The 21933-nt window shown below is 65.5% G+C and carries 8 protein-coding genes and 1 other RNA gene; 6 read left to right on the top strand and 3 right to left on the bottom strand.

Features of this window, described 5'->3' with window-relative positions:
- Positions 1–483: 483 nt before the first annotated feature.
- The 3 genes from nifJ (at position 484) to LKE50_02015 (ending at position 14767) form a co-directional block, all read left to right on the top strand.
- A complete protein-coding gene (gene nifJ / locus LKE50_02025) occupies positions 484–4017 on the top strand; it encodes a pyruvate:ferredoxin (flavodoxin) oxidoreductase (GenBank protein ID MCH3967406.1) in 3534 nt (1177 codons plus the stop codon).
- Between the two features lie 229 nt (positions 4018–4246).
- Complete coding sequence (locus LKE50_02020) at positions 4247–13432, top strand: Cna B-type domain-containing protein (GenBank protein ID MCH3967405.1); 9186 nt, start codon at positions 4247–4249, stop codon at positions 13430–13432.
- A gap of 90 nt (positions 13433–13522) precedes the next feature.
- Positions 13523–14767, top strand: a complete 1245-nt coding sequence (locus tag LKE50_02015) for a Cna B-type domain-containing protein (protein MCH3967404.1) — start codon at positions 13523–13525, stop codon at positions 14765–14767.
- A gap of 434 nt (positions 14768–15201) precedes the next feature.
- On the opposite strand, the gene LKE50_02010 is transcribed toward LKE50_02015, so the two are convergent.
- Positions 15202–16125 (bottom strand): YitT family protein, encoded by a 924-nt coding sequence (locus LKE50_02010; protein ID MCH3967403.1) that lies wholly within the window; start codon positions 16123–16125, stop codon positions 15202–15204.
- Positions 16126–16436: 311 nt separating this feature from the next.
- Between LKE50_02010 and LKE50_02005 the strand changes: the two genes are divergently transcribed.
- Positions 16437–17054, top strand: a complete 618-nt coding sequence (locus tag LKE50_02005; protein MCH3967402.1) for a hypothetical protein — start codon at positions 16437–16439, stop codon at positions 17052–17054.
- A gap of 47 nt (positions 17055–17101) precedes the next feature.
- On the opposite strand, the gene mtnA is transcribed toward LKE50_02005, so the two are convergent.
- Complete coding sequence (gene mtnA, locus LKE50_02000; protein MCH3967401.1) at positions 17102–18298, bottom strand: S-methyl-5-thioribose-1-phosphate isomerase; 1197 nt, start codon at positions 18296–18298, stop codon at positions 17102–17104.
- A gap of 46 nt (positions 18299–18344) precedes the next feature.
- The gene (gene ade / locus LKE50_01995; protein ID MCH3967400.1) at positions 18345–20198 is read right to left on the bottom strand and encodes an adenine deaminase; all 1854 of its coding nucleotides are present in this window, start codon (positions 20196–20198) and stop codon (positions 18345–18347) included.
- Between the two features lie 279 nt (positions 20199–20477).
- Here ade and LKE50_01990 point away from each other — a divergent pair, with 279 nt between their 5' ends.
- A complete protein-coding gene (locus tag LKE50_01990; GenBank protein MCH3967399.1) occupies positions 20478–21644 on the top strand; it encodes a pyridoxal phosphate-dependent aminotransferase in 1167 nt (388 codons plus the stop codon).
- A 161-nt stretch (positions 21645–21805) separates the two neighbouring features.
- An RNA gene (gene ffs, locus LKE50_01985) (signal recognition particle sRNA small type) lies at positions 21806–21901 on the top strand.
- Positions 21902–21933: the final 32 nt, after the last annotated feature.

Raw genomic sequence — 21933 nt, 5'->3', positions numbered from 1 at the left:
GTTGCCTGGCGATGGTGACCCACAAGGGCTTTCGAGAGGGGCGCGCGGGTCGTTTCGGGCAGGCAACCCGGCCCCGCCGGCGTGTTGCCTGGTGACGGTGACCCACGCCCTCCTGCTCGGAACTGGCAGCCGCCCGGCCCCTCCCCGCCTGGCTGCCGCCCGTCCTTCTCGGCCGCTGCCGTGTCGTCCTTGTGACGCTCCGCGTCACTCTACCTGAAACTGCAGTAGTAAACCAGTTTACTAACAAACCGCCAGATTACTTTGCCCCCGTTTGCGGGATAATCCCAACCGTTGTGCGATGCGTCCGGCGTTCGTCCGTCCGCGCTCGTCTGCCGGGAGTACGCTAACTCCGTCCGTGCCTAATGCCCCCAGGGCATCGGCCCGGACGCAGAAGTCGTAGAGACCCGGGCGATCATGGCCCGGCAACAAGGTTGCGGTCGTGCTGGCACGCCAGCGCGCCCGCAAGGTGCAGAAGGAGAGGATATGGCGAGGAAATTCAAGTCCATGGACGGTAACACCGCCGCGGCACATGTGTCGTACGCGTTTACCGAGGTGGCGGGCATCTACCCGATCACGCCGTCCAGCCCCATGGCCGACTATGTCGACCAGTGGGCAGCTGCGGGCCGCAAGAACATCTTCGGCTCCACGGTCAAGGTCGAGGAGATGGAGTCCGAGGGCGGCGCTTCCGGCACCGTGCACGGCTCCCTCGGCGCAGGTGCCCTCACGAGCACCTACACCGCATCGCAGGGCCTGCTCCTCATGATCCCGAACATGTACAAGATCGCCGCCGAGCAGCTCCCGGCCGTGTTCCACGTGAGCGCCCGCTCCGTGGCCACGCAGTCGCTCAACATCTTCGGCGACCACTCCGACATCATGGCCTGCCGCCAGACCGGCTTCGCCATGCTCGGCGAGGGCAACGTCCAGGAGGTCATGGACCTCTCCCCGGTGGCCCACCTCGCTGCCATCGAGGGCAAGGTGCCGTTCCTGAACTTCTTCGACGGCTTCCGCACCTCGCATGAGATCCAGAAGGTCGCCGTGTGGGACTACGACGACCTCGCTGACATGGTCGACATGGACGCCGTCCAGGCGTTCCGCGACCACGCGCTCAACCCCGAGCATCCGCACGCCCGTGGCTCCCACGAGAACGGCGACGTCTACTTCCAGAACCGCGAGGCCTGCAACAGCACCTATGACGCGCTGCCGGCCATCGTCCAGGGCTACATGGACAAGGTCAACGCCAAGCTCGGCACGAGCTACCACCTCTTCGACTACTACGGTGCCGCCGACGCGGACCGCGTGGTCATCTGCATGGGCTCGTTCTGCGACACCCTCGAGGAGGTCATCGACTACCTCAACGCCCACGGCGAGAAGGTCGGCCTCGTGAAGGTCCGCCTCTACAGGCCCTTCTCCATCAAGGACTTCGTCGCGGCACTTCCCGCGACCGTCAAGAAGATCGCCGTCCTCGACCGCACCAAGGAGCCGGGCACCGTCGGCGAGCCCCTCTATGAGGACGTCGTCTCCGCACTCTACGAGGCCGGCCGCTCCGACCTCAAGGTCACCGGTGGCCGCTACGGCCTCGGTTCCAAGGACACGCCCCCCTCGTCGGCCTTCGCGATCTACAAGGAGCTCGAGAAGGACGACCCCAAGCAGGAGTTCACGGTCGGCATCGTCGACGATGTCACCAACCTGTCCCTGCCCGAGGAGGCCGACACCCCCAACACCGCAGCCCCTGGCACCATCGAGTGCAAGTTCTGGGGTCTCGGCGGCGACGGCACGGTGGGCGCCAACAAGAACTCGATCAAGATCATCGGCGACCACACCGACAAGTACGTCCAGGCCTACTTCCAGTACGACTCGAAGAAGACCGGCGGCGTCACGGTCAGCCACCTGCGCTTCGGTGACTCGCCCATCCGCAGCCCCTACTACATCACCAAGGCCGACTTCGTGGCCTGCCACAACCCCAGCTACATCACCAAGGGGTTCCGCATGGTCCAGGACGTCAAGCCTGGCGGCACGTTCATGATCAACTGCCAGTGGGACCTCGCCGGCCTTGAGGAGCACCTCAACGCCGAGGCCAAGCGTTACATCGCCAAGAACGACATCAAGCTCTACACGATCGACGCCATCGACATCGCTGCCAAGGTCGGCATGGGCAAGCGCACCAACACGGTGCTCCAGTCCGCCTTCTTCGCGCTGGCCAAGGTCCTTCCGCAGGAAGAGGCCATCCAGTACATGAAGGACGCCGCGACGCACTCCTACCTCAAGAAGGGGCAGAACATCGTCGACATGAACCACAAGGCCATCGATGCCGGCGCCACCGCCTTCAAGCAGGTCGAGGTCCCGGCCAGCTGGGCTGACGCCACCGACGACGTCACGCCTGCACCGCTTGCCGGCCCCGCGGCCCTCGTCAAGCAGGTCAAGGACATCATGGACCCGATCGACAACATGGACGGCGACCGCCTGCCGGTGTCCGCCTTCATGGACCACGTCGACGGCCAGTGGGAGCTCGGTGCGTCCGCCTACGAGAAGCGCGGCGTCGCCGTCATGGTGCCGCACTGGGACGAGACCAAGTGCATCCAGTGCAACCAGTGCGCCTATGTGTGCCCTCACGCCACGATCCGTCCGTTCGCCCTCACGCCCGAGGAGGCCGCGGCGGCACCTGCCACCACGCGTACCCTCGATGCCATGGGCCCCAAGGCCAAGGGCATGAAGTTCACGATGGCGATCTCGCCGCTGGACTGCATGGGCTGCTCCGTCTGCACCAGCACCTGCCCCAAGGGCGCGCTCACGATGGTTCCGACCGAGGGCGAGCTGCCCGAGCAGGACACCTTCGACTACTGCGTCGCCAAGGTCTCCAACAAGCCCGAGCTCGTTGCCTCCAACGTCAAGGGCAGCCAGTTCAAGCAGCCGCTGCTTGAGTTCTCCGGCTCCTGCGCAGGCTGCGCCGAGACCAGCTACGCACGCCTGGTCACCCAGGTCTGCGGCGAGCGCATGTTCATCTCCAACGCAACCGGCTGCTCCTCGATCTGGGGCAACCCCGCGTCCATCTCGCCGTACACCACCAACAAGGATGGCCACGGCCCCGCATGGAACAACTCGCTGTTCGAGGACAACGCCGAGCACGGCCTGGGTCTCTACCTTGGCTACACGGCCGTCCAGAACAACCTCGTCGACAAGACCAACGAGCTCCTCGCTGCTGACTCGGCAAGCGCTGGGCTCAAGGCTGCCGCGCAGGCATGGCTTGACGCGAAGGACGACACCGAGGCCAGCAAGACCACGGCCGATGCCTATGTGGCCGAGCTCGAGAAGGCCAACGACGACATCTCCAAGGAGATCCTCGCCAACAAGAGCTACCTCTCGAAGAAGAGCTTCTGGATCTTCGGCGGCGACGGCTGGTCCTACGACATCGGCTTCGGCGGACTCGACCACGTCCTGGCGTCGAACAACAACGTCAACGTCTTCGTCTTCGACACCGAGGTCTACTCCAACACGGGCGGCCAGGCTTCCAAGGCTTCCAACATCGGCCAGGTCGCACAGTTCGCGGCAGCCGGCAAGGAGACCAAGAAGAAGTCCCTCGCCGAGATCGAGATGACCTACGGCTACGTCTACGTGGCACAGGTCGCCATGGGCGCGAACGCTGCCCAGACGCTCAAGGCCATCCACGAGGCCGAGGCCTACGACGGTCCCTCGCTGATCATCGGCTACAGCCCCTGCGAGATGCACTCCATCAAGGGTGGCATGAAGAACTGCCAGGCCGAGATGAAGCGCGCCGTGGACTGCGGCTACTGGAACCTCTTCCGGTTCAACCCGGAGGCCGAGGAGGGCAAGAAGTTCACGCTCGACTCCAAGGAGCCCGCAGGTGGCTACCAGGAGTTCCTGATGAACGAGGCCCGCTACAGCCGTCTGACCCGCGAGTTCCCCGACCGCGCCACCGAGCTCTTCGAGCGCAACGAGGACAACGCCATGGACCGCTACCAGCACCTGCTCAAGCTCAAGGCGATGTACGCCGACGCGTAGGGTCGCTTAGGAAGCACAGGTACGGATGCTAGTCCGGCCGGGCCGGGAAGCGAAGAGCTTCTCGGCCCGGCCTCTTGCTGCATGTCGGGCATGTGCGGTGCCCGTGGGCTGTCCATTCAGACTTGTGCGAACATCCATAAAACTCTTTGAAACCGCAGTTGATTGCGGTACTATTCACGTAATGCACATCAGTCGTAGCAATGTGCCGCGCAGCAGAGAGGCCTCCGCCATGAGCCACACATCCACCAGGTCGAAGTTCCTGCCGAGAATCACCGCGTTCCTCGCGGCCGCGACCATGGCCGTCACCTGTGGTGCGACCTCGGCCCAGGCCCTCGAGGACCACGTGGTGAACTCCGACTTCGAGTACCCGGCGAAGACTGACATGTCGAAGATGGGCGACTGGACCATGATCGATCCGGCTCTCGGACAGTACTATGCCTCGCAGGCCTGGTATGACATCGATGGCTGGCAGCTTGGCAGCTTTGGTTGGTCATCCACACAGACCATCAATTCGGGCATCAACCGTGCGGGTGCCGTGGAGGTACAGGTCGAGAGTGGCACCTCTAACCACTATGCCGAGCTCGTCTGCTCGCAGGCCGCCACTTCCATCTACCAGGATGTGGCTACCACGCCAGGGGCCGTCTATAAATGGTCGCTCAGACATGCGTCGCTCAATACCAGCCATGTTGACACGGCATCAGTGCTGCTTGGTAGTGTGAGCGAGAGCGGTACGGCTCAGGCCGCGACGCGTGCCACCGTCAATGGCAACGGGGATGCGGCGGGCATGGTGGGGACCATCTTCGGCACGAAGGTGAGCAATACGGCCGATCGCGATCATGCCAAGCAGTGGGAGACCTATACGGGTACCTATGTGGTGCCTGATGGTCAGGTTGCGACGCGTCTCTCCTTTCTGAGTGTTTCGGGTGAATCGGATACTGGTGGCAACCTGCTCGATGACATCTCATTCTCCGCGGCTTACCCGATCTGGTATGACGCGAACTATCCCACGGGCTCCACGGGTGCCGGAGACGTTCCCGACACCGGTCTCAACCCGACCACCGGTGTCTATGACAACTACTTCATGACCACCGAGGACGCCGACCTGACCGACGTCTCCGACGCCAATCTCACGGCCACCAGCGCCGCGGGTGAGAGCTACGTGCTCGTGGGCTGGTCCAAGACGCCGAGTGGCCTCTGCACCTCCTATGACGAGATACAGGCCGCCGGGGTCGTCACCAGCTACGGCAATGTGGCTGCGTCGGGGACCGACAACAAGGTCTATGCCGTGTGGGCCACCAAGGACGCCGTCACCACGCACGACCTCACGCTCAGGAAGGCGGCCACGAGCCAGACGGGGATCCAGGACGGTACGACCTTCACCTTCAAGGTCGGCTTCACCACCCCAGGCGACGCAGCCCTTGCAGGCACCCTGAACTATATGGTGAACGGGATCGAAGCCTCGACCACCCTCGGCTCGGACGGGACCGCCACGGTCTCTGGCATCGCGGCGAACGACATGGTCGTCTTCGAGAACATCCCCGAGGGCTGCAAGTGGGCGATCGAGGAGACGAGCTATTGGGTTGGGACCGAGGAGAAGACGCTCGTGGGCAACTGGTCCACCACCTGGACGAGCTCCATCGAGGACAAGACGCCCACGCACGACAGTACAGCCAGCTCCGGTACGCTGAGCAAGGACACGACCGTCTCCTATACCAACACGGACCCGGCTCAGTGTGACCTCACCATCAGCAAGACGGTCATGGGGGCGGCGAGCGGCACGACCTTCTCGTTCAACATCGCGATCAAGGACGCATCGGGCAACCCGATCGCGAAGACGTTCTCCTACACGAAGTCCGACGGATCATCTGGCGAGGTCGTGTTCGGCAGCACGGGCGAGGGGACTATCTCTGGCGTGAAGGATGGCGAGTCGGTCAAGGTCCTCGACCTGCCATACGGCACGAACTACACCGTGACCGAGGTCGACCCCGGCACTGGCTGGACCACCACCAACCAACGTCAGCGCTCGGTCGTGATTCGCAGCAACACCTACACCAACCAGGCGGTGGATGGCTACAACACATGGCCCACCTCGATCGTCAGCTACCTGCCTCCGGCGGATGACTCCGAGGGGAAGACTGCCACCATCACTGACCTGCCGACCGTTCCCGATGGCTCACTCGTGGTCGTGAAGCAGATGGCGCAGGGCGCCAATCCCAACCCTGCCACGGATGGTACGGGCAACACGGCCAGCTTCTTCACGGCGGACCAGGATGGCTCCGGAATAAAGATCACGGCCGGTGATGGCTACAAGCTCTTCAAGAACGCCATCTACGCGCCGGTCCTCGGCGGCAGGCTATACGTCTATGTGGACTACAACTATCCCGTCGTCACTGGTCGAGAGGCCACAGGCACCCTCACCATGGACGAGGGTGTCACCTACACCAACGTGAACGAGACGCACGACCTCACCATCAGCAAGACGACGGCCGGGACTGGCGCACCGACCGACGCGACGTTCAACTTCACCGTGGGCTTGACCAATGCGCAGGGCAACCCGTTGGCGGGCACCTATAGCTACACCACGTCGACAGGCAGCACTGGCACGATTACTCTCGATGCGAGTGGCGAGGCCACCCTTCCCGCCATCGGCAACGGGGCAACCGTCACGATCAAGGACCTGCCGGCCGGCTCGACCTGGTCCGTGGACGAGGCATCGTGGACGCTTGGCCCCGTTACGTCCTCGCTCGCGGGCACCTGGTCAACCGGATGGACGAACTCCACCGAGGACAAGACGCCAACGCACGATGGCACCGCCTCCACGGGCACGCTTGCGGCCGACACGACCGTCAGCTACACCAACACCAGTCCCGCCACGTGCAGCCTTACCGTCTCCAAGACCACAGATGGGCCGGTGCCCAAGGGCTCGACCTTCTCGTTCGGTATCGTGCTCAAAGATGGGAAGGGCAATCCTGTCACGGGCACATATCCCTACGTTGGAACAGATGGCAAGACCGGCACGCTCGACTTTGGCACGACTGGCACGGCCACCGTCTCTGGTGTGACGAGCGATCAGGAGTTCACCATCTCGGGCCTGCCCTACGGCAGCACCTATACCGTGACCGAGAATGATCCTGGAACCACAGCCAACCCATCCTCAAACTGGACGACCACCAACCAGCGCGACCGCGGCATCGTGATCCGCGCGAACTCCTATACGGCCACGGCAGCCGATGGCTTCTGCACCTGGCCAAGCCCTGTCACCTATTACATCGACGGTACGACGACGGGTTCCACAGGAACCATTGCTGACATCCCTACCATCCCGACCGGTTCGGAGATCAAGTGCCTCAAGGCTGCTGGTGCCAACGTCAGTCCCAACCCGGCGACCGATGGCGACTCCTCCGGCCTGACGAAGAAGATCTACACGGCCTCCTTGAACGGTACTGGTGGTATCGACCTCGAGGCAACAGCGATGTGGTCTCTCATGTTCAACAACAGTTACAAGGCGGTCCTTGGCCAGTACTACCTCTACGTGGACTACAACTATCCGGTGATCGGTGACGACGCGGGCGAGAATGGTGCCATCTCCACGGGCACCCTCACCACGGACGAGTCGGTCGCCTACACCAACACCTATAACAGCCATGACCTCTCGATCTCCAAGACGGCCAAGGGCAGCGATCTGACCGGGGCCACGTTCAACTTCTCGGTGGGCCTGCTCGATGGGGCTGGCAATCCCCTCACGGGTACCTATGCCTACGCGACCAAGGACTCCACGGGCGCTCAGACAGGCTCGGGAACCATCACGTTGGATGTCAACGGCAAGGCTGCTATCTCCGGCGTCGCCTCCGGTAACACGGTTACGATTAAGGATCTGCCGTCAGGCACGGTCTGGTCGGTGGACGAGGAGACCTGGACGCTGGCGGGTGATACCCAGTCCCTGGCGGGCAAGTGGTCAACCTCCTGGATGAGTTCCATCGAGGACGAGACGCCCTCCCATGACGGCACGGCTGCGTCGGGTACGCTCTCCGCCGATACGACCGTCAGCTACACCAACGAGACCCCTGCAAAGGCCAACCTCACCATCGCCAAGACGGTGAAGGGCAACACGGCACCAGATGGTACGACCTTCTCGTTCGACATCCTTATGAAGGATAAGGACGGCAATGCGCTCACGGGCGACTATTCATACATCAAGCCCGCTGGCGGCACCGGTACGCTCACGTTCGTCGAGGCCGTTGACGCGTCCGGCAATCCCGTCGGTAAGGCGACCGTCTCCGGCGTGACGGGTGACCAGGAGTTCACCATCGAAGGCCTGCCCTATGGCAGCACCTACACCGTGACCGAGGCCGATTCCGGTACCGGCTGGTCGACCACGAACCAGCGCGACCGATCCATCGTTCTACGCAACAACGGCTACACGGCCACGGCGGTGGATGGCTATTACACCTGGCCCACGGCAATCACGGCCTATCTGCCAGGCGGGGGAACGGCCACCATTTCGGACATTCCGGCCATACCGACCGGCTCGACGGCCGTGCTCAAGAAGGCCAGCGCGGTTCAGGCTAATCCGAATCCCGGCAGCGATCCTGACGAAACAAAAGTCCCGGATTCCTTCTACACGACCACCGTCAACGCGGACGGAACGCTCGGCCTCACCGCCGGCAGCATGTGGGTCCTCGCGAACAATGCTGCCTATGCACCCAAGATGGGTCAGTGGTATCTGTACCTCGACTATAACTATGCGAGCGTGACCGGCCGTGAGGCCACGGGTACCGTCACCACCGACGAGTCCGTGACCTTCACCAACACCTATCAGTCCACCACGTGGACGCCCGGCGTCACCAAGACGTTGGCTGATGGCAGCGATACGGTCATGACGGCCCCCGACTTCACGTTCTCCATTGCGGCTGACGCGACGACGTCCGACGCACCGATGCCCAAGAGGACTACTGCCACTGCCAAGGGCCTGACCACGGCCACGTTCGACGCGATCACGTACAACGAGGCTGGCACCTACGCCTATGACATCACGGAGACCAAGGGCTCGGCCGGTGGCTGGACGTATGACGGTGATACGCTCAAGGCCACGGTCGTCGTGAGCGCCGACCAGACCACGGGTGCGCTCTCCACCAAGGTCACCTATACGAAGGCCGGCGACGCCATCACCGCCCCCACCTTCGCCAACACGTTCAAGGTTGGTTCGACCGATATCTCGGTCACCACGGCGTGGGTCGACAACTCCAATGCGGAGAAGACGCGACCTGACGATGCGACCTACCTCGCGTCCCTGCACCTGTACACGTCGGACGGCACGGGGGTCACGGCCACGCCGACCGTGGTGAAGAACGCCAACAACACCTGGAGCGTCACCTACACGGGCCTGCCCCAGTACACCTCAGACGGCTCGACCATCTCCTACTACGTCACGCAGGGCACGTCCGCCGGCTACAAGGCGCCCGCCTACTCGGGTGACGGCCATGCCCTGGCCGGCGGCACCATCACCAACACGCTGGCGGATCCCACCACTGTGGACATCTCGGGCACCAAGGTCTGGGACGACTTCTCTAACGCCGCCAAGACCAGGCCCTCGAGCGTGACCCTGACGCTCGCGAACGACGGCACCGCCGCCACGACGGGCTACGAGCCGGTGTGGACCAACACGACCGGCAACACCTGGACCTGGACCTACACCGGCCTGCCCAAGTATGACGAGAGCGGCAAGGAGCTCAGCTGGACGGTGACCGAGACGCGGGCCACGGGCTACGACGCACCTGACTACGGCACCGGCAAGGCCAGCGCCGGCAACGGTGGCACCATCACCAACAGGCTCACGGACCGCCACGACAGTGGGACCTTCTCGGCGACCATCTCCTGGGACGACTTCTCCGACGTCGACAAGGTCCGTCCCACGACGGCGCAGATCAAGGCGTCGCTCACGCTCACGGCCGACGGTGGGACATCTGCCGCGGTTCCCAGCGTGGTCGACAACGGTGACAACACCTTCACCGTGACCTATGACAACCTGGCGACGTACAACGCCGATGGTTCTACCGTGGTCTACGCGCTCACGCAGGGCCAGGTCACGGGCTACGACGCACCCACGTTCAGCGGTGGCGGGGCGACCGTGGCGAACGGCGGCACCATCACCAACAGGCTCACGGACCGCCACGACAGCGGGACCTTCTCGGCCACCATCTCCTGGGACGACTTCTCCGACGTCGGCAAGGTCCGTCCCACGACGGATCAGATCAAGGCGTCCCTCACGCTCACGGCCGACGGCGTGGGGTCCTCCGCGGTGCCCACCGTGGTCGACAACGGTGACAACACCTTCACCGTGAGCTACGCGGGACTCCCGACCTACGCGGCAGACGGCACCACCATCTCCTACCTGCTCTCCCAGTCTCAGGTCACTGATTACGACGCACCCACGTTCAGCGGTGGCGGGGCGACCGTGGCGGACGGCGGCACCATCACCAACAGGCTCACGGACCGCCACGACAGCGGGACCTTCTCGGCGACCATCAGCTGGGACGACTTCTCCAACGTCGACAAGGTCCGTCCCACGGCCGACCAGATCAGGGCGTCGCTCACCTTCACGGCCGATGGTGCCGCGTCAGCCGCGGTGCCCACCGTGGTCGACAACGGTGACAACACCTACACGGTGAGCTATGACAACCTGGCGACCCATACGGCCGGCGGCACGGCCATCTCCTACCTGCTCTCCCAGTCGCAGGTCACGGGCTACGACGCACCCACGTTCAGCGGTGGCGGGGCGACCGTGGCGAACGGCGGCACCATCACCAACAGGCTCACGGACCGCCACGACAGTGGGATCTTCTCGGCCACCATCGCCTGGGACGACTTCTCCAACGTCGGCAAGGTCCGCCCGACGGTCGACGAGCTGAAGGCGTCCCTCACGCTCACGGCCGACGGAGCTGCGTCCTCTGCGGTGCCCACCGTGGTCGACAACGGGGACAACACCTTCACCGTGAGCTATGACAACCTGGCGACCCATACGGCCGGCGGCACGGCCATCTCCTACCTGCTCTCCCAGTCGCAGGTCACGGGCTACGACGCACCCACGTTCAGCGGTGGCGGGGCGACCGTGGCGAACGGCGGCACCATCACCAACAGGCTCACGGACCGCCACGACAGTGGGACCTTCTCGGTCACCACGAAGTGGATCGACAACTCCGATGCCGAGGGCAAGCGGCCTGACGATGCGGCCTATCTCGCATCCCTGCACCTGTACACGCCGGGTGGCACGGAGGTCACAGCTACGCCCAACGTGGTCGACAACGGGAACAACACCTGGAGCGTCACCTACACTGGGTTGCCTCAGTACGCCTCCGACGGCACGAGCATCTCCTACTACGTCACGCAGGGAACGGCCACGAGCTACAAGGCACCCGCCTATTCGGGCGACGGCCACGCCCTCGATGGCGGCACCATCACTGACGCGCTCGCCGATCCTGCCACTGTGGACATCTCGGGCACCAAGGCCTGGGACGACTTCTCCAACGCCGCCAAGACAAGGCCTGCCTCGGTGACCCTGACGCTCGCGAACGACGGCACCGCCGCCACGACGGGCTACGAGCCGGTGTGGACCAACACGACCGGCAACACCTGGACCTGGACCTACACCGGCCTGCCCAAGTATGACGAGAGCGGCAAGGAGCTCAGCTGGACGGTGACCGAGACGCGGGCCACGGGCTACGACGCACCTGACTACGGCACCGGCAAGGCCAGCGCCGGCAACGGTGGCACCATCACCAACAGGCTCACGGACCGCCACGACAGTGGGACCTTCTCGGCGACCATCTCCTGGGACGACTTCTCCGACGTCGACAAGGTCCGTCCCACGACGGCGCAGATCAAGGCGTCGCTCACGCTCACGGCCGACGGTGGGACATCTGCCGCGGTTCCCAGCGTGGTCGACAACGGTGACAACACCTTCACCGTGACCTATGACAACCTGGCGACGTACAACGCCGATGGTTCTACCGTGGTCTACGCGCTCACGCAGGGCCAGGTCACGGGCTACGACGCACCCACGTTCAGCGGTGGCGGGGCGACCGTGGCGAACGGCGGCACCATCACCAACAGGCTCACGGACCGCCACGACAGCGGGACCTTCTCGGCCACCATCTCCTGGGACGACTTCTCCGACGTCGGCAAGGTCCGTCCCACGACGGATCAGATCAAGGCGTCCCTCACGCTCACGGCCGACGGCGTGGGGTCCTCCGCGGTGCCCACCGTGGTCGACAACGGTGACAACACCTTCACCGTGAGCTACGCGGGACTCCCGACCTACGCGGCAGACGGCACCACCATCTCCTACCTGCTCTCCCAGTCTCAGGTCACTGATTACGACGCACCCACGTTCAGCGGTGGCGGGGCGACCGTGGCGGACGGCGGCACCATCACCAACAGGCTCACGGACCGCCACGACAGCGGGACCTTCTCGGCGACCATCAGCTGGGACGACTTCTCCAACGTCGACAAGGTCCGTCCCACGGCCGACCAGATCAGGGCGTCGCTCACCTTCACGGCCGATGGTGCCGCGTCAGCCGCGGTGCCCACCGTGGTCGACAACGGTGACAACACCTACACGGTGAGCTATGACAACCTGGCGACCCATACGGCCGGCGGCACGGCCATCTCCTACCTGCTCTCCCAGTCGCAGGTCACGGGCTACGACGCACCCACGTTCAGCGGTGGCGGGGCGACCGTGGCGAACGGCGGCACCATCACCAACAGGCTCACGGACCGCCACGACAGTGGGATCTTCTCGGCCACCATCGCCTGGGACGACTTCTCCAACGTCGGCAAGGTCCGCCCGACGGTCGACGAGCTGAAGGCGTCCCTCACGCTCACGGCCGACGGAGCTGCGTCCTCTGCGGTGCCCACCGTGGTCGACAACGGGGACAACACCTTCACCGTGAGCTATGACAACCTGGCGACCCATACGGCCGGCGGCACGGCCATCTCCTACCTGCTCTCCCAGTCGCAGGTCACGGGCTACGACGCACCCACGTTCAGCGGTGGCGGGGCGACCGTGGCGAACGGCGGCACCATCACCAACAGGCTCACGGACCGCCACGACAGCGGGACCTTCTCGGTCACCACGAAGTGGATCGACAACTCCGATGCCGAGGGCAAGCGGCCTGACGATGCGGCCTATCTCGCATCCCTGCACCTGTACACGCCGGGTGGCACGGAGGTCACAGCTACGCCCAACGTGGTCGACAACGGGAACAACACCTGGAGCGTCACCTACACTGGGTTGCCTCAGTACGCCTCCGACGGCACGAGCATCTCCTACTACGTCACGCAGGGCACAGGCCACGAGCTACAAGGCACCCGCCTATTCGGGCGACGGCCACGCCCTCGCTGGCGGCACCATCACTGACACGCTCGCCGATCCTGCCACTGTGGACATCTCGGGCACCAAGGCCTGGGACGACTTCTCGAACGCCTGCCAAGACAAGGCCCTCGCTCGGTGACCCTGACGCTCGCGAACGACGGCACCGCTGCCACGACTGGCTACGAGCCCGTCTGGACCAACACCGACACCAACACCTGGACCTGGACCTACACCGACCTGCCCAAGTACGACAAGGCCGGCAAGCAGCTCACCTGGACCGTCATCGAGACCAAGGCGGCTGGCTATGACGCGCCTGAGTACGGCGCAGGCAAGACCAATGCTGGCAACGGCGGCACCATCACCAACAGGTTGACCGACCGCCACGACAGCGGGACCTTCTCGGCCACCATCAGCTGGGACGACTTCTCCGACGTCGACAAGGTCCGTCCCACGACGGATCAGATCAAGGCGTCCCTCACGCTCACGGCCGACGGCGTGGGGTCCTCCGCGGTGCCCACCGTGGTCGACAACGGTGACAACACCTTCACCGTGACCTATGACAACCTGGCGACGTACAACGCTGATGGTTCTACCGTGGTCTATGCGCTCTCTCAGTCGCAGGTCACCGGCTACGACGCACCTACGTTCAGTACTGGCGGGGCGACCGTGGCCGACGGCGGCACCATCGTCGACGCGCTCTCGGACCGCCACGACGACGCGACGCTCAGCTTCACGACCGTCTGGTACGACGACTCCAACGCCACAGGCAAGAGGCCGGCGGTCGCCGACTATCCGTCGATGATTCGGCTCCATATGCCCGCTGGCACCCAGCTGGCGACCGCGTCGGTCGATGCGCTTCAGACGAGTTCGACGCCAGACACGGTGGTCTCGGCCGCACCGACGGTTCACGACAACGGTAACGACACCTGGACTACCACCTACACCAACCTGCCCATGTATGCGGCGGACGGGACGACCATCGCCTACTACATCACGCAGGACACGGCTTCGGGCTATGAGGCACCTGGCTACTCGGACGGCACGAACGCCCTCGACCGGGGCACCGTCACCAACACGATCGTGGCCCCCACGAGTCCCACGAGCCCCACCTCTCCCACCTCTCCCACGTCTCCCACGAGTCCAACGTCCCCCACGAGCCCCACGAGCCCCACGAGCCCCACGAGCCCTGCGGCCACCACAGCCTCTGAGACGCCTGCGGCTGATGGCTCTGCTGAGGCGACGACCGGCGCAGTGGCCCCTGTCGCGAAGGCGACCACGCCACAGACCGGCGATGCCACCGACACGACGGCCTCCCTCGCCATGGGTGCCGTGGGGCTGGCGCTCGTATGGCTGGCCGTCCGCAGGCGCGTGCGCGGATAGCGGAAGAGCCTACAAGCTCATCGACATGAGGCGCGTCCTGCGGCGATCCCGCAGGACGCGCCTCTGCGTTGGCGAACGGACGATACGTCCGCATCTATAGGCGGGGCCTTCAAGGGAGGCAGGGCCGCAATCGAGCCCATGGAGCCGGGCGCGTGAAACCGAGGCTTGAAAGCTGAGCGAATCGGCGGCTGCGCGAAGATTCGAGGTGTGTGCCAGAGGGACGCCGGATTGGCACTCGAATACAGGCCTCTGACCAGCAGGTTCGCGAGTGCCGTTTTGGGGCCGGCGTTCGAGTCTCGCGCAACCGCAATTCTCATCAGGAAGCCGGGCGCGGTTTTACGCGTGCCGTACTGTTTCCGGAACCTCAGTCGGAGACGGAGCTTCGTTCTGCCGCCGGCGGCATCGGACGGCGGTCCAGCCGTCGCATCCGAGCGCTAGACGCTCCTGAAGCCCTTGCCCAGGATCTCGGAGCTGTTGACCATCGTCATGAAGGCGGTGGGGTCGTGGCGGCGCAGCCACATCTGGAGCAGCGCCGCCTCGCGCCTGGTAAGCACGGCGACGACCTCCTCCTCGGGCTGCATCGAGAAGCCGCCCACGGCATCGCGCACGGTGGCGGTGCGGTCGAGCGTCCGAACCAGGAAGCCCAACACGGCCTCGGGGTCATGGCTTATGACGGTGCAGACCTTGCGCAGGTTGAGGCTCTCGATGACGTTGTCGACCACGAAGGCCTTCGCGATGAGCCCGAGCACGCAGTAGAGGCCGGTCTGCGGACCGTACAGCAGGAACGCCACGCCCACGATGACGCCGTCGCTCACCATGAGCGCCTTGCCGATCTCGAGCGAGGTGCGCCGCTTCAGGATCATGGCCACGATGTCGGTGCCGCCGGTCGAGGCGCCCACGTTGAACACGATGGCGCTTCCGATGGCCGGCAGCAGCACGGCGAAGCAGAGCTCGAGCAGGGTGTCGTGCGTGAGCGGTGCCGCCATGGGGATGGCAAGCTCGAGGATGCTGGTATAGGCCGAGAGCGCGAACGACGCGTAGATGGTCCACCCCATGGTGCGGTGGTCGAGGAACACGAGGCCCAGACCCACGAGTACGGCGTTCAGGATCCACATGAACGCCGAGACGGGCAGGGTGGGGAAGAGGGTCGACAGGATGATGGAGAGCCCCGAGGTCCCGCCGAGCGCGAAGTGGTTGGGCGCCTTGAACAGGATGATGCCGAAGGCCGTGATGAGAAGCCCGAGGTTGAGCATCACGAAGAACCTGAGGCGTCCGCGGCCCTCGCGTTGTGCGGAGACCTCCTCGGCGGCCTTGATCTGCTCGGGGGAGGATTCCTCCTGGTAGCTGATGATGGGCATGTGACTCCCTTGGGCCCGCGCGTGAGATGACGCCCTGAGGATGGGGCGATGTGGCGGAGAAGTCAACGGTTCCAGGCGAGCGGTATGGCAGCCATCGGGCCCGGAGCCGCCGCAGGCGCGGAGGACGCAAGACAAGCGTGAGCCGGGTCGGGAGGGGACGTGTCCCTCTCGGCTTGGCCTTGTATCGGGGCCTACAGGGGCTTCGCCTGAAAGCGCTCGCCATCCGAATCCATCCGATACGGCTACACTGTTCAGGTCGCAAGCGGTCCCACAGGGAACCGCGTCACAACGTCGCCCGTCCGGAGGGTCCCATGAAGATTGCCATCGTCTACTACTCGCTCACCGGTAACGTCCGCTATGTCGTGGAGAGCGTCGCCCCCCGTCTCGAGGCCGACGTCTTCGAGATCAAGCCCAAGAAGGCCTACAAGGCCGAGGGCATGGGCAAGTTCGTCAAGGGTGGCATGCAGGCGGTCTTCTCGGTGCTGCCACAGCTCGAGCCCCTCAAGGGATTCGACATGGACGCCTATGACGTCATCATCCTTGCCACGCCCGTCTGGGCCGGTCGCCCCTCCGCTCCCATGCTCTCGTTCGTGGCCGAGAACTCCGAGCTCTCGGGCAAGGACGTGGGCCTCATCATGTGCTCGAGCAAGGGCAAGGCGCGCGGCTGCATGAAGAAGCTCAAGGGCTACATCCCCAGCGTGGCCGAGATGCCGGGCATGAACCTGGTGGACCCGCTCACCAACAAGGACACGATCGTGGCCAAGTCGCTCGCCGACTATCCGCACTCCTTCATCGAGGGATACAAGACGCTCACCAAGCGCCGCTACGACCAGAAGCACCATCGCGAGCGCAAGAAGGCCGAGAAGGCCGCGAAGCGCGAGGCCAAGCTTGCCGAGAAGGACGCCAGCGAGGACGCGGGCGAGGAGTAGCGGACACGGCAGGACGTCCGAGAAGAACGCCCTTGCCGGGAATCGGCCTACTCCGGATGGACCTTGTTCCTCTCGACCGTCTCCTTGCGCTGGAATATCGCCGCGAGCGACTCCGTGTAGGGGGGACGAGCCACGCCGAACTCCGTCACGATGCCGGCGATGAGGTCGGCGTCGGTCACGTCGAAGGCCGGGTTGTACACGCGCACGCTCTCGGGTGCCATGCGTCGCTCATACCAGAGCTCGGTGACCTCCTCGGGCGCGCGCTGCTCGATCCTGATGTCGTGGCCGGTGGCGCAGGCGCGGTCGATGGTCGAGGTGGGCGCGCAGACGTAGACGGGCACATGGTGCCGCGCCGCGGCAAGCGCCAGGAGCGACGTCCCGATCTTGTTGGCGGCGTCGCCGTTGGCGGCCACGCGGTCGCATCCCACGAAGACGGCCTGGATGCGGTCCGTCGACATGAGGCTCGCACTCATGTTGTCGCACTCCAGGCAGGTATCGATGCCTGACGCCATGAGCTCGAAGGCGGTGAGGCGCGCACCCTGTAGGAGCGGGCGGGTCTCGTCGCACCACACGTGGAAGGTCATCCCGCGCTCGGCTCCCAGGTAGATGGGGGCGGTCGCCGTGCCATAGCGCACGGTGGCGAGGCGGCCGGCGTTGCAATGGGTGAGGATGCCGTCGCCGTCGTGCAGGAGCGAGAGGCCATGCTCGCCGATGGCGCGGCACACGCGGACGTCCTCGTTGCGGATGGCCACGGCCTCGTCGTGGAGCGCTTGCACGGCGGCCGCCGGAGTGTCGCCGGCGTGGCGGCTTGCGGCCGCACGGGCGCCCATTCGGTGCAGGGCCCATGACAGGTTCACGGCCGTAGGACGGGACGAGTCGAGGTAGGTCGCCGTCTCGGTGAGGCGGGCGGAGAGGCGCTCCCATCCCTCGGCGTCCGTGACGGGAGCGGAGTCGGTCGACGAGAGGTGCTCCCAGTAGCTGTGGACGTCGAGGTAGAGCGCGATGGCCGCGGCCACGCCGATGGCGGGGGCGCCCCGGACCTCGAGTCGCTTGATGGCGCGGTAGGCCTCGTCGCGAGACGACAGGTACTCGACCTCGAGCGTGGCAGGCAGCTTGGTCTGGTCGATGATGGCGAGCGTGTCGCTCTGGTCGTCGAGGGCGACGGTGTCCACTTCCGCGAGCGAGTCGAGCGGGAGCGTCTCGCGCGTCTCGGTGAGCGTTCCCTTGGCTGCGTGCAGGTTCATAGGTGATGCTCCTTGCTCGTTGTGGCGTGCCCTCGTCGTTCGGGCGTCAGGCGATGGTGTCGGGTGCCGTGTCCTTCTCGTCAACAAGCAGCGGGACGAACCGGTAGGTGGTGCAGTCCACGTAACCGCGGTCGGTGAGGCGGAGCTCGGGGATGCAGGCGAGCGACGCCAGCCCGAGCGTCATGAACGGCGAGTTCATGGTACATCCCATGTCACGCCAGACCTGCTCCATATGCGAGACCTGGTCGGCGACCTCCGCGGCGCTGCCCTGGCTCATGAGGCCGCAGACGGGCAGCTCGACGAGGCCCAGGACGTGGCCGTCGGCCACGGCGACCTCGCCGCCCCCGCAGTTCTCGAGCGTCGTCGCGGCGAGTGCCATGTCGGCGTCGTTGTCACCCATGACCAGCAGGTTGTGGGCGTCGTGGGCCACGGTCTGGGCGAGTGCCCCATGGATGCCGAAACCATGCACGAATCCTGCCGCATGCGTGCCCGTGGCGTGGTGGCGCTCGAAGACTAAGACCTTGAGCAGGTCGTTCGTTGGGTCGGCCTCGATGTGGCCGTCGCGCACGGGGGCATCCAGGTGGAGCTCGCGCGTGAGGGTGCTGCCGGCGCTCATGCCCATGGCGCGCACGCGCACGCTTGCGCCGGCTTCCTCAGGTGCGGGGATGGCGAAGGTGGCTGCGCTGATCCTCTCGCCCAGATGCATGGTATGCGTCATCCAGGCGGGGTAGGCGAACGGCTCGGGCGAGAAGAGCGCGGCGCCGTCCTTGGCCACCACGTCGCCGTCGACCATGGTGAGGCTCACGTGGAAGCTCGTGAGGTCGTCGAGGAAGACGAGGTCGGCGCACTTGCCGGGTGCGATGGAGCCGAGGTCGGCCTCGAGGTCGAAGCAGGAGGCCGTGTTGATGGTGACCATCTGGATGGCCGTGACGGCATCGATGCCGAGGCTCACGGCCAGGGCGAGCACCTGGTCGAGGTGGCCGTGGTGGACGATGGTCGCCGGGTGGTCGTCGTCGGTCACGAGGCAGCAGTGTCGCGTGTCGAGGGTCGGGTCGGCGTCGGGGCCCGAGATGGCAGGAGCGAGCGTGGCGAGGTTATTCCAGGCGGAACCCTCACGGAGCTGCACGTACATGCCCAGGCGCAGCTTGGCGATGACGTCCTCGGGACGGGCTGACTCGTGGCAGCACGAGACTCCCGAGTCGATGTAGGCGTTGAGCCCCTGGTCGACCTCGGGGACGGAGTAGTGGCCCGTGACGCGGTAGCCGCGACGGAGGGTCTCGTCGATCTCGCCCAGGGGATGGTCGTCCGCGGCGAGCACGCCGGGATAGTTCATCATCTCGCCGAGCCCCACCACGGAGTCCCAGCGCATGGTCTTGGCGGCGTCGTCGGGACCGATGGCCGAGCCCGTGTCCTCGAAGCCGGGGACCGCCGGCACGCACGACGGCGTGGTGAGCATGGCCTTGAGCGGCACGCGCGTGGCGTCGAGCGCCATCTGCCGCACGCCGTCGAGGCCGCAGACGTTGGCGCACTCGTGCGGGTCATAGAAGACGCCGACCGTCCCGTGCGGGACCACGGCGCGCGCGAACTCGGCCACGCCGACCATCGAGCTCTCGACATGCATGTGGCCGTCGAGGAACCCAGGGGCCACATAGGCGCCGGCCGCGTCGATCACCTGGGTGTCTGGCCCGATGCAGTGCTCGGCGGTGTGGGGCGCGAGGCCCAGGTAGGCCACGCGACCCTCGGCTATGGCGATGTCGGTCTGGGGAAGGACCTCGTGCGTACACACGTTGACGAGGGTGGCATGGCGGATCACGACGTCGGCTGGCGTGCGACCCTGGGCCACGTCGATGAGCGTCTTGTTGCATTCCCAGAGCTGGGCCTTGCAGGGAGCGGTGAGCATGGGCAGCCTTTCTCGGAGGGCGCGTCGCCGGGCCTGGGGGCGGAGCAGGGCGCGACCTTGGTTCTGATTCTACCCACGGCGCGCGGAGGGGAGCGGCAGGGCCCTGGGTGGCGTTGCGGGCGGCGGGGGCGAGAAGCACGGGCGGCACGGAGGGGCCTGCGCCCTGCACGACGCCTCGACCCGGATGTTCCTCTCGGCCGAGGCAGGTGCCGCACCCGAGCGTGTCGGCATCGTTGCGTCTATCATGGGCGGGAAACCCACGTCCGGGAAGGTGGCCCCATGCAAGCGCTCAGCACCAAGACCTCACAGTTCACCGACTCCGTGATCCGTCGCATGACGCGCGTCTCGAACGAGTGCGGCGCCATCAACCTCTCGCAGGGGTTCCCTGACTTCGACCCGCCCGAGGCCATCACTGGCCGCCTCGCCGAGGTGGCGCACGAGGGACCGCACCAGTACGCCATCACCTGGGGCGCGCAGAACTTCCGCGAGGCCCTGGCTGCCAAGCAGTCCCCGCGCATGGGGATCGACATCGACCCCGAGAAGAACATCGTCGTGACCTGCGGCTCCACCGAGGCCATGATGTGCTCGGTCATGACCGTGGCCAACCCTGGCGACAACGTGGTGGTCTTCTCGCCGTTCTATGAGAACTACGGGGCCGACGCCATCCTCTGTGGCGCGAACCCCCTCTATGTCGAGCTGCATGCCCCTGACTTCACCTTCGACGAGGCCGAGCTCGAGCGTGCCTGCGCCCGCCCCGGCACCAAGGCGCTCATCCTCTGCAACCCGTCGAACCCCTGCGGGCACGTCTTCTCGCGCGCGGAGCTCGACGTGATCGCCCGTATCGTGGAGCGCCACGACCTCTACGTCATCACCGACGAGGTCTACGAGCACATCGTCTACGCGCCATATGTGCACACCTACTTCGCGAGCCTGCCGGGCATGGCGGAGCGCACGCTGAGCTGCAGCTCGCTGTCGAAGACCTACTCGATCACGGGATGGCGGCTGGGGTATGTCATCGCGCCGGAGGCCATCTGCGAACGCCTCAAGAAGGTGCACGACTTCCTCACGGTGGGAGCCGCGGCCCCGCTCATGGAGGCGGCCGTCCCGGGGCTCCAGCTGCCGCAGTCCTACTACGACGACCTGCTCGCCCTCTATACGCACAAGCGTCAGCTCTTCTGCGATGGCCTGCGAAGGCTGGGGCTTTCGATCGTGGAGCCGCAGGGCGCCTACTACGTCATGGCCGACATCTCCGAGGCGGGCTATGCGTCCGACGAGGAGTTCGCCGTGGAGCTTGCGCGGCGGGTGGGCGTGGGCGTGGTGCCAGGTAGTTGCTTCTTCAATGCTCCTGAGAACCGCTTCGTGCGGTTCCACTTCGCCAAGAGCGACGCCGTGCTCGAGTCCGCGCTGACCGCGCTCGAGGGCTGGCAGGACAAGATGCGCAGGTAGGGGAGTGGACGCGGCGAGAGACCCGCTCCGTCGGCTGCCGTCTCGGCGGGGGCTCCCTGTGCACGCCCGCCGCCCCTGTCCCCATGGCGTTCTCATGGGGCGGGGGCGATGCCTTCAGGTGGCAGGTGCTTCTCGGCTATACTGCCTTGTACCGAGCGCGTTCGGTGGGTGTGGGCGGCGTCATGTCCCGAATCTGGTCAGGGCCGGGAGGCAGCAGCCATAAGGGGCCTCTGACGGGCGCCCACTCCCACCGAGCGCACTCTGCACGGAGACGCCCCTCACGACCCAT

This window comes from Atopobiaceae bacterium, assembly GCA_022483015.1.
Lineage (GTDB): Bacteria > Actinomycetota > Coriobacteriia > Coriobacteriales > Atopobiaceae > JALCUE01.
Note: the sequence above shows the minus strand (reverse complement) of the source record. Positions and strands in the feature narration are given on the sequence as shown.

Excerpts from the sequence above, each read along its gene's own strand:
- nifJ (MCH3967406.1), top strand. The coding sequence starts at position 484 with ATGGCGAGGAAATTCAAGTCCATGGACGGTAACACCGCCGCGGCACAT.
- LKE50_02020 (MCH3967405.1), top strand. The coding sequence starts at position 4,247 with ATGAGCCACACATCCACCAGGTCGAAGTTCCTGCCGAGAATCACCGCG.
- LKE50_02010 (MCH3967403.1), bottom strand. The coding sequence starts at position 16,125 with ATGCCCATCATCAGCTACCAGGAGGAATCCTCCCCCGAGCAGATCAAG.
- LKE50_02005 (MCH3967402.1), top strand. The coding sequence starts at position 16,437 with ATGAAGATTGCCATCGTCTACTACTCGCTCACCGGTAACGTCCGCTAT.
- mtnA (MCH3967401.1), bottom strand. The coding sequence starts at position 18,298 with ATGAACCTGCACGCAGCCAAGGGAACGCTCACCGAGACGCGCGAGACG.
- ade (MCH3967400.1), bottom strand. The coding sequence starts at position 20,198 with ATGCTCACCGCTCCCTGCAAGGCCCAGCTCTGGGAATGCAACAAGACG.
- LKE50_01990 (MCH3967399.1), top strand. The coding sequence starts at position 20,478 with ATGCAAGCGCTCAGCACCAAGACCTCACAGTTCACCGACTCCGTGATC.